The sequence below is a fragment of the Aurantimonas sp. 22II-16-19i genome (assembly GCF_002088275.1).
Lineage (GTDB): Bacteria > Pseudomonadota > Alphaproteobacteria > Rhizobiales > Rhizobiaceae > Jiella.
The window spans coordinates 278425-290633 of sequence record NZ_AQQS01000002.1; the positions used below are offsets into that span (position 1 = coordinate 278425).

The 12209-nt window shown below is 67.6% G+C and carries 13 protein-coding genes; 10 read left to right on the forward strand and 3 right to left on the reverse strand.

Annotated features, from left to right (window positions below; all coding sequences use genetic code 11):
* Positions 1-10: 10 nt before the first annotated feature.
* Positions 11-598 (reverse strand): NYN domain-containing protein, encoded by a 588-nt coding sequence (locus ATO4_RS03860; protein ID WP_083590083.1) that lies wholly within the window; start codon positions 596-598, stop codon positions 11-13.
* Between the two features lie 394 nt (positions 599-992).
* On the opposite strand from ATO4_RS03860, the gene rpoZ reads away from it, so the two are divergent.
* From rpoZ to recO, 8 genes are all read left to right on the forward strand, one after another.
* The gene (rpoZ, locus tag ATO4_RS03865) at positions 993-1424 is read left to right on the forward strand and encodes a DNA-directed RNA polymerase subunit omega (protein ID WP_083590084.1); all 432 of its coding nucleotides are present in this window, start codon (positions 993-995) and stop codon (positions 1422-1424) included.
* Positions 1425-1549: 125 nt separating this feature from the next.
* Positions 1550-3763, forward strand: a complete 2214-nt coding sequence (locus ATO4_RS03870; RefSeq protein WP_083590085.1) for a bifunctional (p)ppGpp synthetase/guanosine-3',5'-bis(diphosphate) 3'-pyrophosphohydrolase — start codon at positions 1550-1552, stop codon at positions 3761-3763.
* A gap of 66 nt (positions 3764-3829) precedes the next feature.
* The gene (pyrE, locus tag ATO4_RS03875; protein ID WP_083590191.1) at positions 3830-4408 is read left to right on the forward strand and encodes an orotate phosphoribosyltransferase; all 579 of its coding nucleotides are present in this window, start codon (positions 3830-3832) and stop codon (positions 4406-4408) included.
* A gap of 352 nt (positions 4409-4760) precedes the next feature.
* On the forward strand, positions 4761-5426 hold the full coding sequence (locus tag ATO4_RS03880; RefSeq protein ID WP_083590086.1) for a DUF2062 domain-containing protein: 666 nt from the start codon (positions 4761-4763) through the stop codon (positions 5424-5426).
* Positions 5427-5515: 89 nt separating this feature from the next.
* The gene (gene lepB, locus ATO4_RS03885; protein WP_083590193.1) at positions 5516-6250 is read left to right on the forward strand and encodes a signal peptidase I; all 735 of its coding nucleotides are present in this window, start codon (positions 5516-5518) and stop codon (positions 6248-6250) included.
* On the forward strand, positions 6238-6945 hold the full coding sequence (gene rnc, locus ATO4_RS03890) for a ribonuclease III (protein WP_083590087.1): 708 nt from the start codon (positions 6238-6240) through the stop codon (positions 6943-6945). The genes lepB and rnc overlap by 13 nt, the downstream gene beginning before the upstream one ends.
* Positions 6942-7925: a GTPase Era gene (era, locus tag ATO4_RS03895; protein WP_280940475.1), complete on the forward strand. Its 984-nt coding sequence runs from the start codon at positions 6942-6944 to the stop codon at positions 7923-7925. Before rnc ends, era begins: the two co-directional genes overlap by 4 nt.
* A 21-nt stretch (positions 7926-7946) precedes the next feature.
* Positions 7947-8702 carry a DNA repair protein RecO gene (recO, locus tag ATO4_RS03900; protein ID WP_083590088.1) on the forward strand — a complete coding sequence of 252 codons (756 nt, stop codon included), beginning with the start codon at positions 7947-7949 and terminating at the stop codon, positions 8700-8702.
* Here recO and ATO4_RS03905 read toward each other — a convergent pair.
* Together ATO4_RS03905 and ATO4_RS03910 are read right to left on the reverse strand one after the other, a co-directional pair.
* Complete coding sequence (locus tag ATO4_RS03905) at positions 8668-9012, reverse strand: HigA family addiction module antitoxin (RefSeq protein WP_348626445.1); 345 nt, start codon at positions 9010-9012, stop codon at positions 8668-8670. The genes recO and ATO4_RS03905 overlap by 35 nt on opposite strands.
* Positions 9009-10238, reverse strand: a complete 1230-nt coding sequence (locus ATO4_RS03910) for an MFS transporter (protein ID WP_083590195.1) — start codon at positions 10236-10238, stop codon at positions 9009-9011. The genes ATO4_RS03905 and ATO4_RS03910 overlap by 4 nt, the downstream gene beginning before the upstream one ends.
* 249 nt (positions 10239-10487) lie before the next feature.
* Here ATO4_RS03910 and panC point away from each other — a divergent pair, with 249 nt between their 5' ends.
* Together panC and panB are read left to right on the forward strand one after the other, a co-directional pair.
* Complete coding sequence (gene panC, locus ATO4_RS03915; RefSeq protein WP_083590089.1) at positions 10488-11336, forward strand: pantoate--beta-alanine ligase; 849 nt, start codon at positions 10488-10490, stop codon at positions 11334-11336.
* Between the two features lie 25 nt (positions 11337-11361).
* On the forward strand, positions 11362-12180 hold the full coding sequence (gene panB / locus ATO4_RS03920; RefSeq protein ID WP_083590090.1) for a 3-methyl-2-oxobutanoate hydroxymethyltransferase: 819 nt from the start codon (positions 11362-11364) through the stop codon (positions 12178-12180).
* The last annotated feature ends 29 nt before the right edge of the window (positions 12181-12209 follow it).

Genomic DNA, 12209 nt, shown 5'->3' on the forward strand with positions numbered 1-12209 from the left:
CTCTTGCGGCTCAGTAGTCGTCGTCTTCGGCTTCCGCCTCAGCGCGGCGGGCCATGCGGGCCTCGCGCTCGGCCGGATTGCGGCCGATCTCGCCGCGCAGGGTAACGATGTCGATGAAGTGGTCGGCCTGGCGGCGCAGGTCGTCGGAGACCATCGGCGGCGAGGAGGTCAGCGTCGAGACGACGGACACCTTGCGGCCCTTGCGCTGCAGCGCCTCGACCAGCGAGCGGAAATCGCCGTCGCCGGAGAACAGCACGAAGTGATCCACCGTATCGACCAGCTGCATCGCATCGATGGCCAGCTCGATGTCCATGTTGCCCTTGATCTTGCGGCGCCCGGACGGATCGGTGAATTCCTTCGCCGGCTTCGTCACCACGCGGTAGCCGTTGTAATCCAGCCAGTCGATCAGCGGGCGGATCGAGGAATACTCGTTGTCTTCGATCAGGGCCGTATAGTAATAGGCGCGAAGCACATAGGCCTGGCGCTGGAACCAGGTCAGCATCTTCTTGTAGTCGATATCGAATCCAAGATTTTTCGACGTAGCGTAAAGGTTGGCACCGTCGATGAATAGGGCAAGTTTTTCACGTTGATCAAACATTTTTGCGCAACTTTCGCTAGAAAACCGAAAAAAGACGATGGTTCAGTCGCCGACTGGATGGCAATGCCTGAGCGATGCAGTTTGAAGCGGGGCCGTAGCAGGTTTTCGCGGCGGACTGCAAGTCGTCATGCTGTCGCTCGATTGCGGCGATTTCACCGATGCAAGACATTCCGAAAGCGGCTCGGGGCGCCGCCGCGCCGGTGCTCGTGCGGATCGGCGGTGGGGGCTGGATCCCTGCGGACGCGGCGACCGGGGTTGATGGCGGCGATGAACCGGTCGCGGTAGAATCCGTGGGCGCGGGAGAAATCAGTCCGCGCGGGGGACTTGTCGCGCCGCGGCGAAACGGTTATGTCCGCGACTTCGTCACCGAATTTATTCGTTTCAGGAGACAGGCATGGCCCGCGTCACCGTAGAAGACTGCGTCGATAAAGTTGAGAACCGTTTCGAGCTGGTTCTCCTCGCCAGCCACAGGGCGCGCCAGATCTCGCAAGGTCAGACCATAACGGTCGATCGCGACAACGACAAGAACCCCGTCGTCGCCCTGCGCGAGATCGCCGACGAGACGCTGTCGCCGGGCGATCTGAAGGAAGACCTGATCCATTCGCTGCAGAAGCATGTCGAGGTGGACGAGCCGGAGCCGCGTCCCGACCAGGACCGCCGCGACGAGAACCAGCGCCTCGTCACCGCCGCCGCCTCGGAAGTGCCCGCCGCGATCCAGCCGGCCGCCGACGACGAGGAGCCGGTGTCGTTCGACCGGATGTCGGAGGACGACCTCCTCGCCGGCATCGAGGGCCTGGTGGCGCCGGAAAAGACCGACGATTATTGAATGAGCGAGGCGCTTGCCTCTACAATGCCGCCAGGCGTTGACACTATATCAAGGGGGTGTCGTTCTTGATGGGGCGACGCCCCCTTCGTCGTTCCGTCACCTCCAAGGTCTGATCGCCAAAGCCCATGATGCGGCAATACGAACTCGTCGAGAAAGTCGCGGCCTATAAGCCCGATCTCGACGAAGCGCTCCTCAACCGAGCCTATGTCTACGCCATGCAGAAGCATGGCTCGCAGAAGCGTGCCAGCGGCGACCCGTATTTCTCCCACCCTCTCGAGGTCGCGGCGATCCTCACCGAGATGCATCTCGACGAGGCGACGATCGCCGTCGCGCTGCTCCACGACACGATCGAGGACACCGACGCCACCCGCAAGGAGATCGACCAGGTCTTCGGGCCGAAGATCGGCCAGCTGGTCGAGGGCCTGACCAAGCTGAAGAAGCTCGACCTCGTGTCGAAGAAGGCCGCCCAGGCGGAGAACCTGCGCAAGCTGCTTCTGGCGATCGCCGACGACATCCGCGTCCTGCTCGTCAAGCTCGCCGACCGGCTCCACAACATGCGCACGCTGGGCCCGATGGCGCCGGAAAAGCGCGCCCGCATCGCCCAGGAGACGATGGACATCTATGCTCCGCTCGCCGGACGCATGGGCATGCAGGACATGCGCGACGAGCTGGAGTCCCTGGCCTTCCGCCACATCAATCTCGACGCCTACGAGACGGTGACCGCGCGGCTCGCCGAACTGCGCGAGCGCCATGAAGGCACCATCGCCGCCATCGAGCGCGACCTGACGGCGCGGCTGAAGGAGAACGGCATCCACGCCACCGTCTCCGGCCGCCAGAAGACCGCCTATTCGGTGTTCTCGAAGATGCAGAGGAAGGCGCTGTCGCTGGAGCAGCTGTCGGACATCTTCGGCTTCCGGGTGATCGTCGACAACGAGGAGGCCTGCTACCGCACCCTCGGCATCGTCCACCGGACCTGGCCGATGGTGCCCGGCCGGTTCAAGGACTACATCTCGACGCCCAAGCAGAACGACTACCGCTCGCTGCACACCACCATCGTCGGCCCGTCCCGGCAGCGCGTCGAGCTGCAGATCCGCACGATGGAGATGCACGAGGTCGCCGAATACGGCGTCGCCGCCCATGCCCTCTACAAGGACGGGGCGGCCTCGGGGCCGGTGCATCTGTCGAAGGATTCCAATGCCTATGGGTGGCTGCGCCGTACCATCGAGCTTCTGGCCGGCGGCGACACCGCCGAGGAGTTCCTCGAACACACCAAGCTCGAATTGTTCCAGGACCAGGTGTTCTGCTTCACGCCGAAGGGCCGGCTGATCGCGCTGCCGCGCGGGGCGACGCCCATCGACTTCGCCTATGCCGTCCATTCGGAGGTCGGCGACAACTGCGTCGGCTGCAAGATCGACGGACGGATCATGCCGGTCGTGACCGAACTCGCCAATGGCGACGAGGTGGAGATCATCTGCGCCAAGGGCCAGACGCCGCCCCAGGCCTGGGAGAACATCGCGGTGACCGGCAAGGCGCGGGCGGCGATCCGACGCGCCGCGCGCACGCAGATCCGCAAGCAGTATTCCGGCATCGGCCAGCAGATCCTCGAGCGCACCTACGGGCGGGCCGGCAAGACATTCTCGCGCGAAGCGCTGAAGCCGCTGCTCGGCAAGCTCGGGCACCGGGAGATCGAGGATGCGCTGGCCGCCGTCGGGCGCGGCGAGCTGAAGCCGACCGACGTGCTGCGGGCGGCCTTTCCGGACTATCAGGAGAGCCGGGCGGCGCGGCCGGCGGAAAAGGGCGAGGACGAGGGCTGGTTCAACCTGCGCACGGCCGCCGGCATGATCTTCCGCATGCCGGGACGCTCGAGATCGAAGCCGCGCACCAATGGCAAGGCGATCCCGATTCGCGGCGCCGGCGACGACATGCCGGTGCATTTCGGCCCGGACGGCGCGGTGCCGGGCGATCGCATCGTCGGCATCATCGAGCCCGGCAAGGGCATCATCATCTATCCGATCCAGTCGCCGGCGCTCACCGCCTATGACGACGAGCCGGACCGCTGGATCGACGTGCGCTGGGACATCGACGAGGCGATGAGCGAGCGGTTCCCCGCCCGCATCATGCTGTCGGCGAAGAACGAGCCGGGCTCGCTGGCCGAGATCGCCGAGACCATCGCCGTCAACGACGCCAACATCCACAACCTCTCGATGGTCTCGACCGCGCCGGACTTCACCCGCATGGTCATCGAGCTGGAGGTCTGGGACATCCAGCATCTCAACCAGACGCTCCGGCAGCTCAGGGCCAAGTCCTGCGTCGCCGACGTCGCCCGCGTCAACGGCTGAACCGGCGGCTTGCGGCAGCGCCAGCCGGTCACTAACGAAGGGGCGATGACGACAAGCGGAGCGACCATGACCAACGAGGACGTCCTCGACATCTTCCGGAAGGCCGGTGCCTATCTGGAGGGCCACTTCATCCTGACCTCCGGCCTCCGGAGCCCGGTGTTCCTGCAGAAGGCGCGGGTGTTCATGCATCCGGACCTGACCGAGACGCTGTGCCGGGCGCTCGCGGACAGGATCCGCGAGACGGTGGACGGTCCGGTCGACTTCGTCGTCGGGCCGGCGGTGGGCGGCCTGATCCCGGCCTACGAGACCTCGCGGCATCTCGGCGCGCCGGCGATCTGGGTCGAGCGGGAGAACGGCGTGTTCCGGCTGCGGCGGTTCGAGATCGCGCCGGGCGCCCGGGTCGTCATCGTCGAGGACATCGTCACCACGGGGCTGTCGATCCGCGAGACGGTCGCCTGCATGCGCGATCTCGGAGCCGACGTCGTCGCGGCGGCCTGCATCATCGACCGCTCCGCCGGCAAGGCCGATGTCGGCGTGCCGCTGATCGCGCTCGCCGAATACGAGGTGCCGGCCTATCCCGCCGACGCCCTGCCGCCGGAACTCGCCGCCATCCCGCCGGTCAAGCCCGGCAGCCGGTCGCTCTGACGACGGTCGGCAGGCGGCGGCCGGCGGACCTGACCTGCCCGGCTGCCTGGCTGCCTGCCGTGACGAGGCAAGCGCAACGTCGCTGCCGAAAGGTTTTTTGCCGCAATCGGATGCTCTTGAGTGGCGCGGGATGCGGGCGGCGCGATCGGCAGCACCCGCGATCGCCCCATCCGCGTATGATCGTCTCCGAACGGTTCCCACTGTCCGAGATCATGCATTAAGCTCGTGGTCGCGGGGGAGGGGACGGCCCGGAGCGCGCCGAGCGGAACGCGTCCTTGCGAGCCGGCCGTCGTCCCGGCGCCGATCTTGGTTGGCCGGTCTTGGTCGAACGTCCCGGGAGAGTGGAACGGTCATGTTGTTTCGGCGGCGGATCCCCGAAAGCCGATGGGAGCGGTTCTCGGCGTTGCTCTGGCCACGCCGGTCGTTCCGGCGCTCCTATCGCTATTTCGTCAAGCGGGTGATCCGCCTCGACGCCGCGCCGCATGCGGTGGCGGCGGGATTTGCGGCCGGGGTGTTCGCGTCGTTCACGCCCTTCATCGGGTTCCACTTCCTTCTCGCCTTCGCCATCGCCTATGTGATCGCCGGCAACATGGCGGCGGCGGCGCTGGGCACCGCGGTCGGCAATCCGGCGACCTTTCCGTTCATCTGGGGCGCCACCTACGAGATCGGCCGCACGCTGACGGCGAGGAGCATCGACGCGGCGCCGCATCCGGCGACGCTGGAATCGGCGCTGTCGCCGTCCAATCTCCTGGCCATCTGGGACCCCATCGTGAAGCCGATGCTGATCGGTTCGATCCCCCTCGGGCTCGCCGCCGCCATCGCCGGCTATGTCCTCGTGCGCTCGGCGGTCGGCAGTTTCCAGGCTCATCGCAGACGGCAGATCGCCGCGACGGGCAGGCCGCCCGGCCAGCCCGCGGCCCCGGCCGGGCGGCCGATCGTCGAGCGGCTCGCCGGCCAGGGCCAGTCGGGCGGCGGCGACACGGCCGGCGGCGTCCGCCCGCAGCCTGACAAAGTTTAACGCCGCCGCCGTTGCGAGCCGGCTTTCGAGTGGGTAGAAGGCGCTCTGCGGCCGGGCCGCGCCCGGTGCAATGGCTGGAAGAGAAGATGATGGTCGATCAGGCCGAACGGACGGACAAGGGCGGCTTCGGCGAGACCGTCAAGGTCATCATCCAGGCGTTGCTCCTGGCGCTGGTCATTCGCACCTTTCTGTTCCAGCCCTTCTCCATCCCCTCGGGATCGATGATGCCGACGCTGCTGGTCGGCGACTATCTGTTCGTCTCGAAATGGAGCTACGGCTTCTCGAAATATTCGTTTCCGTTCTCGCCGGACCTCTTCGAGGGGCGCGTCCTCTCCTTCGAGCCGGACCGCGGCGACGTGGTCGTCTTCCGCAAGCCGCACGAGGAGGAGGTCGACTACATCAAGCGCCTCGTCGGCCTGCCCGGCGATCACGTCCAGATGCGCGACGGGGCCCTCTACCTGAACGGCAAGGCCATTCCGCGCGAGCCGGCCGGCGACTTCACCTTCGACGACGGCACCACCGCCCAGCAGTATCGCGAGACGCTGCCGAACGGCGTCTCCTACACGACGCTCGACCTGTCGCCCAACTCGCCGGGCGACAACACCCGGGAATTCGTGGTGCCGCCGGATCACTACTTCATGATGGGCGACAACCGCGACAACTCGCTCGACAGCCGGTTCGACGTCGGCTACGTGCCGTTCGAGAACCTGGTCGGCAAGGCGCGGGTGATCTTCTTCTCGATCAAGGACGACGTGTCGCCGCTGGAGGTCTGGAACTGGCCGACCGACCTCAGGCCCAGCCGCTTCTTCACATGGCTCGGGTGACGCGGGAAAAGTCCCTCGAGGCGCTCGAACGGACGATCGGGGTTAAGATTCGCGACAGGGAGCGCTTCGAGCGGGCGCTGACCCATGCGAGCCTTCAGACCGAAGGCGGCGCCAAGAGCTACGAACGGCTGGAATTCCTCGGCGACCGGGTGCTCGGCCTCGTCATCGCCGAGCGGCTGTTCGGGCAGTTTCCCGAGGCCGACGAGGGGGAGCTGTCGCTGCGGCTGAACGCCCTCGTCAGCGCCGAGGCCTGCGCCGAGATCGCCGACGAGATCGGCCTGTTCGACTATGTGCGCCAAGGCACCGACCTCAAGAAGCTGAAGGGCGAGCGGACCCGCAACATCCGGGCCGACCTCGTCGAATCGCTGATCGCCGCCATCTATCTCGGGGAAGGGCTGGACACCGCCCGCGACTTCGTCATCCGCCACTGGGGCGAGCGGCTCGACGCCGCCGTGGTGGCGCGGCGCGACCCGAAGACGGCGCTGCAGGAATGGGCCCATCAGCGCGGGCCGACGGCGCCGCGCTACGAGATGATCGACCGCTCCGGCCCGGATCACGAGCCGGTCTTCGTCATCCGGGTGGCGATCGAGGGCATTGCGCCCGCCGAGGGGCGAGGCCGCTCCAAGCGGATCGCCGAACAGGAAGCCGCCGCGGAAGTCCTGCGGCGCGAAGGGGTCTGGAAGGACACGGATTGAGCGACGAGACCAACGACGACGCGATCGGAACGGCAGGCGCGGCAGGCGCGACGGGTGCGGCCGCACCGACGGGCGAAGCTTCCGGCACCGGGCGGCGCTCGGGCTTCGTCGCGCTGATCGGCGCGCCGAACGCCGGCAAGTCCACCCTCGTCAACCAGCTCGTCGGAACCAAGGTGACCATCGTCACCCACAAGGTGCAGACGACGCGGGCGCTGGTGCGCGGCATCGCCATGCACAAGACCGCCCAGATCGTCTTCGTCGACACGCCCGGCGTCTTCAAGCCGAAGCGCCGGCTCGACCGGGCGATGGTCAAGACCGCCTGGTCCGGCGCCCGCGACGCCGACATCGTTCTGGCCATCGTCGATGCCGAGCGCGGCGTCAGCGAGGACGTCGAACGCATCCTCGAGCGGCTGAAGGACACGCGGTCGACCAAGGCGCTGCTCCTCAACAAGGTCGACCGGATCCAGCGCGACAAGCTGCTCGGCCTGACCCAGCAGATCACCGAGCGCACCGAATTCGACCGGGTGTTCATGATCTCGGCGCTCGACGGCTCGGGTTGCCCGGACCTGATGGACTGGCTGGCGCAAACCCTGCCCGAGGGGCCGTGGTACTATCCGGAAGACCAGGTCTCGGACCTGCCGCTGCGCCAGCTTGCGGCGGAGATCACCCGCGAGAAGCTGTATCTGCGGCTGCACCAGGAACTGCCCTATTCGTCCCATGTGGAGACCGAGCTGTGGGAGACCCGGCCCGACGGCTCGGCCCGGGTCGAGCAGACGATCTATGTCGAGCGCGACAGCCAGAAGGCGATCGTCCTCGGCCACAAGGGCGAGACGATCAAGGCCATCGGCAAGGCGGCCCGCGAGGAGATCATGGAGGCGGCGGACCAGAAGGTGCACCTCTTCCTGTTCGTCAAGGTGCGCGAGAACTGGGGCGACGATCCCGAGCGCTACCGGGAAATGGGGCTCGACTACTCGAGCTGATCGGCAAGGGCGCTTTTCGCGATGGAATGGCGTGAGGAGGCGATCGTGCTCGGCGTCCGGCGCCAGGGCGAGACCAGCGTCATCGCAGAGGTGATGACGCGGGCGAGGGGGCGGCATCTCGGCATCGTGCGGGGCGGGCGCTCGCGCCGCCAGCAGCCGGTTCTGCAGCCGGGCAACAGCGTCGAGGCCCATTGGCGGGCGCGGCTCGACGAGCACATGGGCACCTTCATCCTCGAACCGGTGACGCTCCGGGCCGCCTCGCTGATCGAGAGCGCCGCGGCGCTGAATGCGGTGCAACTGGCGGCGGCGCATCTCAGGCTCCTGCCCGAGCGCGATCCGCATCCCCGGCTCTATGATGGGCTGGCCGTCCTGATCGAGCATCTCACCGAACCGCAGACGGTCGCCGCCCTGATGCTGCGCTTCGAGATCGCGCTTCTTGAAGAATTGGGCTTCGGCCTCGATCTCACGCGCTGCGCGGCGACCGGCCAGACCAGCGACCTCGTCTATGTCTCGCCGAAGACCGGCCGCGCCGTCAGCCGCGAGGCGGGCGCGCCCTGGCACGACAAGCTCCTCGCTCTGCCGGCCTTTCTGGCGGAAGAGGGCGGTGCGGAGGGGGAGGACGAGCTGCGCGCGGCCTTTCGCCTGACCGGCTACTTCCTCGCCCGCAACGTCTTCGGGCCGCGCGGCATCAAGGAACCCGAGGCGCGGCACGGCCTGCTGGCCGCCCTGGGGAAGGCCGGCGTCAGGCCGCGGCGCAACCCCTCTGCCGAGGAATGATCGCGGCGCTCTCGTCGTGCTTGCGACCGGTTTCCAGTTGCAGGTCGTATGACCTCTGGAGGTTCAGCCACAGCTCCGGCATCGTGCCGAAATAGCGCGCCAGCCGCAAGGCCGTGTCGACCGTGACCGGCGTTTCCTCCCGGGCCAGCCGCTCGATCCGGGTTCGCGGAACGTGCAGCGCCTTCGCCAGGCCATAGGGCGTCATGGCGAGCGGCGCCAGAAAATCCTCGCGCAGGATCTCGCCGGGGTGAATGAGCGGTCGTTTCAGATCTATTGCACGGACTCGATCTCGCTCGGGCAGCCGGTTCACACCGCCAACGCAGGCCGCTCCACCGCGCTCTCCCGGATCGGCCAGTGCATGAGCGCCGCGAAGAGGCCGAGGACGACGCCGAGCCACCAGACGACGTCGTAGGTACCGTAGATCTCGTAGAGATAGCCGCCGAGCCAGACGCCGAGGAAGGAGCCGATCTGGTGGGAGAAGAAGACGAGCCCGCCGAGCAGGCCGAGATACTTCGTGCCGAACATGATGGCGACGAGAGCATTGGTCGGCGGCACGGTGGAGAGCCACAGGAGACCCATCACGACGGAGAAGACCACCACCGTCGCCGGGGTGATCGGCGTCAGCATGAAGATCGTGACGACGATCGAGCGGCCAACATAGATCCAGGCGAGGAAATGCGGCTTCGACACGCGCTGGCCGATGATGCCCGACGAGATCGAGCCGATGATGTTGAAGAAGCCGATCAGCGACAGCGCCACCACCGCCCATGTCGGCGCGATGCCGACATCGGCGAGGAAGGCCGGGAAGTGGGCCGTGATGAAGGCGACCTGGAAGCCGCAGACGAAGAAGCCCGAGGTGAGCAGGAGAAAGCTCCGGGTCGCGAAGGCCTCGCGCAGGGCCGCGCCCATGGTCTGCTCGATCTCGGGCTTGAGGTCGCGGCGGGTCTGGCCGTTGCCCCTGAGGGCGAAGGAGAGCAGCGGAACGAGCAGCATCATCGCCGAGAGAACGAGCAGCGCGTCCGACCAGCCATAGCTGTCGATCAAAGCCTGCGACAGCGGCGCGAAGAGGAACATGCCGGCCGAGCCCGCCGCCGTGCCGAGGCCGAAGACGAAGGAGCGCTGCTCGGCGCTGACCCGCCTGGCGAAGGCGGCCAGCACGATGCCGAAGGAGCCGGAGGCGACGCCGAGCCCGACGAGGACGCCGGAGCCGATGGTGAGGAAGAAGGGCGAGGGGGCGACGGCCGTCACAGCGAGGCCCGCGGCATAGAGGAGGCCGGAAAGGATCAGCACCCGGGCGGTGCCGAACTTGTCGGCGATTGCCCCGAACAGCGGCTGGCCGGCGCCCCAGCATAGGTTCTGGATGGCGATGGCGATGGCGAACTCGTCGCGGCTCCAGCCGGTGTCCATCAGCATCGGCAGCTGGAAGAAGCCGATGGCCGAGCGCGGCCCGAAGGTCAGGAGCGCGATCAGGCAGCCGGCGCCGATGGCGATGAGGGCGGCGTTGTCGGGACGGTCTCGGGCGGGAGCGGCGCTCATGACGATCAACCTCGAGACGGATGGACGTGATCCTCGCTTTTACTCCGCAAATGGCCGGCGGCAAACGCGCAATCGCGATGGGTGTCATCAGGAAATGCGATGGGTCGTCGCTTGGGGGGCTGGGCGGGTGTGGGGGGCCGGTCTCGGGACCGGATCGCTTGACGCGATCCCGCCTGTCGGGCTTTTCCCTTCCGCTCGGCGGTTCGAGCCGATAGAACGCCGTCGCGGCGCAGCAATGGATGATGACCCGTGGACAGACATGAGACGATCGAGGCGTTGCGGGCCGCGCTCCGGCCGGCGCGGCAGGCGGGCGAGAGCATCGGCGTCGTGCCGACCATGGGCTATCTCCATGACGGCCATCTGGAGCTGGTGCGTCGGGCCCGGGCCGAGAACGACCGGGTGGTGGTGACGATCTTCGTCAATCCGACGCAGTTCGGGCCGAACGAGGATTTCTCGACCTATCCGCGGGACATGGAGCGCGATCTCGCGCTGCTGGATGCGGCAGAGGTGGACGCGGTCTTCACGCCCGGCGTCGCGACGATGTATCCCGAGCCGCTGCAGACGACGATCTCGCTGAAACCCTTGGGCGACATGCTGATCGGCCAGGTGCGGCCCGGCCATTTTTCCGGCGTCGCGACGGTGGTGGCGAAGCTGTTCAACATCGTCCAGCCGACGCGGGCCTATTTCGGCGAAAAGGATTTTCAGCAGCTCACCGTCATCCGCCGGATGGTGGCGGATCTGAATGTTCCGGTGGAGATCGTCGGCGTGCCGACGGTGCGCGAGGCGGACGGGCTGGCGATGTCGTCGCGCAATGTCCGGCTGTCGCCGGAGGATCGGCAGGCGGCGCGGGTGCTGTCGAAGGCGCTGGCCGAGGGCGCGGCGATGATCGCAGCGGGAGAGGGCGATGCGGCCAAGGTGCTGGCGCAGATGACGACGACGATCGCCGCCGAACCCGGCGTGGCGCTGCGCTCCCTCGACATCTGCGACGCGCGCGATCTCGAACAGGTCGAGGCGATCGACCGGCCGGTGGTGATGCTGGTGACGGCAGAGGTCGGGCCGGTGCTCCTGATCGACCAGCGCGAGGCGCGGACGGCCTGAGCGAGGCGATGACGGGAGACGGGCGATGAGCGCGCAGAACGAGGGCAAGCGCCGCACGGCGCCGCAGGTCCGGGCGCAGAAGGGCGGCGATAAGATCGTCTCGCTGACGGCCTATAGTGCGGCCCTCGCGCCGCTGGTCGATCCGCTGGTCGATTTCATCCTCGTCGGCGACAGCCTCGGCATGGTCGAGCACGGGATGGATTCGACGCTTGGCGTCACGCTGGACATGATGATCGCCCATGGCAAGGCGGTGGTGGGTTCGACGGCCGAGGCGCTGATCGTCGTCGACATGCCCTTCGGCAGCTACGAGGCCTCGCCCGAAGCGGCGTTCCGCGCGGCGGCAAGGGTGATGGCGCAGACCGGCTGCGGCGCGGTGAAGCTCGAGGGCGGCGCGCATATGGCGCCGACGGTCGCATTCCTGGCCGCGCGCGGCATCCCGGTGATGGCCCATGTCGGCCTGACGCCCCAGGCGGTGAACGCGCTCGGGGGCTTCCGCAGCCAGGGCCACGACGCGGCGGCGCGCGACAAGATCCTCGGCGATGCGGTGGCGGTGGCCGAGGCGGGGGCCTTCGCGGTGGTGATCGAGGGAGTGGTCGAGCCGCTGGCCGAGGAGATCACCCGGACGGTGGCGATCCCGACCATCGGCATCGGCGCGTCGGCGGCCTGCGACGGGCAGATCCTCGTCCTCAACGACATGCTGGGGCTGACGGCGCGGGTGCCGAGGTTCGTCAAGCGCTACGGCGCGATCGGCGAGGCGGTGTCGGAGGCGGTGAAGGCCTATGCGCAGGAGGTCCGCGGCCGGACGTTTCCGGCCGAGGCGCATGTGTACAAGCCGCGGGGTTGAGGGCGCGGCGACGAGCGGCGGACTGACGC

Bases quoted from the DNA above. Each gene is read 5' to 3' on its own strand.
- ATO4_RS03860 (WP_083590083.1), bottom strand. From the start codon at position 598: ATGTTTGATCAACGTGAAAAACTTGCCCTATTCATCGACGGTGCCAAC.
- rpoZ (WP_083590084.1), top strand. From the start codon at position 993: ATGGCCCGCGTCACCGTAGAAGACTGCGTCGATAAAGTTGAGAACCGT.
- ATO4_RS03870 (WP_083590085.1), top strand. From the start codon at position 1,550: ATGATGCGGCAATACGAACTCGTCGAGAAAGTCGCGGCCTATAAGCCC.
- pyrE (WP_083590191.1), top strand. From the start codon at position 3,830: ATGACCAACGAGGACGTCCTCGACATCTTCCGGAAGGCCGGTGCCTAT.
- ATO4_RS03880 (WP_083590086.1), top strand. From the start codon at position 4,761: ATGTTGTTTCGGCGGCGGATCCCCGAAAGCCGATGGGAGCGGTTCTCG.
- lepB (WP_083590193.1), top strand. From the start codon at position 5,516: ATGGTCGATCAGGCCGAACGGACGGACAAGGGCGGCTTCGGCGAGACC.
- rnc (WP_083590087.1), top strand. From the start codon at position 6,238: ATGGCTCGGGTGACGCGGGAAAAGTCCCTCGAGGCGCTCGAACGGACG.
- recO (WP_083590088.1), top strand. From the start codon at position 7,947: ATGGAATGGCGTGAGGAGGCGATCGTGCTCGGCGTCCGGCGCCAGGGC.
- ATO4_RS03910 (WP_083590195.1), bottom strand. From the start codon at position 10,238: ATGAGCGCCGCTCCCGCCCGAGACCGTCCCGACAACGCCGCCCTCATC.
- panB (WP_083590090.1), top strand. From the start codon at position 11,362: ATGAGCGCGCAGAACGAGGGCAAGCGCCGCACGGCGCCGCAGGTCCGG.